The sequence below is a fragment of the Blastomonas sp. genome (assembly GCF_041747255.1).
Lineage (GTDB): Bacteria > Pseudomonadota > Alphaproteobacteria > Sphingomonadales > Sphingomonadaceae > Blastomonas.
In genome coordinates this window covers 1-1,655 of the sequence record NZ_JBGTFM010000400.1, presented here as the reverse complement: position 1 = coordinate 1,655, position 1,655 = coordinate 1, and the positions used below count along the sequence as shown (strand labels likewise).

At 60.7% G+C, this 1,655-nt stretch carries 1 protein-coding gene and 1 pseudogene; one reads left to right on the top strand and one right to left on the bottom strand.

All coding sequences use genetic code 11. The features are described from left to right. Positions 1 to 644 (bottom strand): annotated as a pseudogene (locus tag ACEW8G_RS13500) (ribonuclease E/G); the annotation flags it as partial. A gap of 588 nt (positions 645 to 1,232) precedes the next feature. Here ACEW8G_RS13500 and ACEW8G_RS13495 point away from each other — a divergent pair. Further along, on the top strand, positions 1,233 to 1,655 hold a 423-nt coding region (locus ACEW8G_RS13495; protein WP_373488927.1), incomplete at its 3' end, for an AMIN domain-containing protein.

Genomic DNA, 1,655 nt, shown 5'->3' with positions numbered 1-1,655 from the left:
TTGGCCTTGCCGCTGCGGCCTCCGCTGCGCCGACGGCGCCCGCCGTTGCGGCCGTTGCCATTGTCTGAATCGTTGTCTGATGCGCCGTCCGATGCGTCGTCCGATCTGTGGTCGCTCTGACCGGTGGTATCGTCGCCCGCGTCATCTGCAGACTGTTCGTCCGATGCGTCATCGCCTGCATCGCCTTCGCCATCACTGTCGCCATCGGCGCTCAGCGTTTCGGCTTCAATCGGCTCGTCCTCGGCTTCGATCAGCCCGTCATCGCCCGAACCATCGTCATAGTCGTCGCGGTCGCCGCCACCTGCGGCATCATCGGCCTCTTCCTCGGCGGCGAGGGCATCGGCCTCTTCGCGCGCATGCCGGGCTTCTTCAGCGAGCAGCGCGATCTTGTCTTCGCGCGGGATCTGATAATAATCGGGATGGATTTCCGCAAAGGCGAGGAAACCGTGGCGGTTGCCGCCATAATCCACAAATGCCGCCTGCAGCGAGGGTTCGACCCGCGTTACCTTGGCCAGGTAGATATTGCCCTTGATCTGCTTGTGTTCAGCAGATTCAAAGTCGAACTCCTCAATCCGGTTTCCCTTGAGCACCGCCACCCGAGTTTCCTCTTGGTGGCGCGCATCGATCAACATGCGCGTTGTCATTCAATATTCTCCGTGCGCGCAAACCGGGCGGAACCGCCCTGAGTGCTGCGCTTCTGTGTGTAATGGCGCTGCCCCGCCACGGTGGCGAGGGCAGGCGCGAGTGGGTTGTTACGAAATGCATTGTGTCTGCTGCAGGGGTTTGCAGGGCATCAATTGCCCTGGCCGCGACGCTTTTCCGCAGCCAACCGCCCGGAAGCGGGGTGGCGGAAAAGGCGGTATTCAAACCCATAAAGCGTCAACCTGGTGAAAGGCGCCGGGAAAAAATGTCTTCGCGGTGCCGTCTGAGAATGTGGGAGGGGCGCAAAAGCCCATGTCCAACAGCAGTTTGCTAGCATCAGTTGATGCGTCCGGCAACTAAAAGCTGGAACCTGCAAAATCGCGGGCATTGGCGGGTCATTCACACCGGCAGTCTTCGTCCGCAATCACCCGCCGGATGCCAAGTCATGCTGAAAATGCTGTTAACCAGATCGTTTCACATGGTTTTTCTCGCTTAACCCTAATGCTGTTTTCATCACTGGATGAGACGGGAAACCGGGGCAAATGAAATTCTACTGGACCGGCGTTGCGACGCAGCGGCATAAAGCAACCATGATGTGGTTGTCAGCAATCTGCGCAACGCTGGCTTGCACCCAGCCGGTGACGGCGGGCGAGGTGTCGCGGGTCGAGGTGCGCAACAATGACATTGTGCTGCACTTCAACGATGCCATCGACAGCGCGAGCAGCTTTGTGCTGAGCGGTCCTGACCGGATCGCCATCGACGTCAAGGGCGCGACCATAGGGCCGCAATCACAGCCGCACAGCGGCATGGTCCGATCGGTGCGGATGGCGCAGTTCGATACGCAAACGGCGCGCGTCGTGCTTGATCTTGACCGTCCGGCGAAGGTCGCCGGGGGTCGCTTTTCAGACGATGGGCGGACGCTAACGCTGTCGGTGAGCGAAATCGGATCGGGCGCGTTGCAGGCGGTGCTGGCGCAGGATCGCCAGTCATTCGTGCCGCCCGCCGCCTTCCGC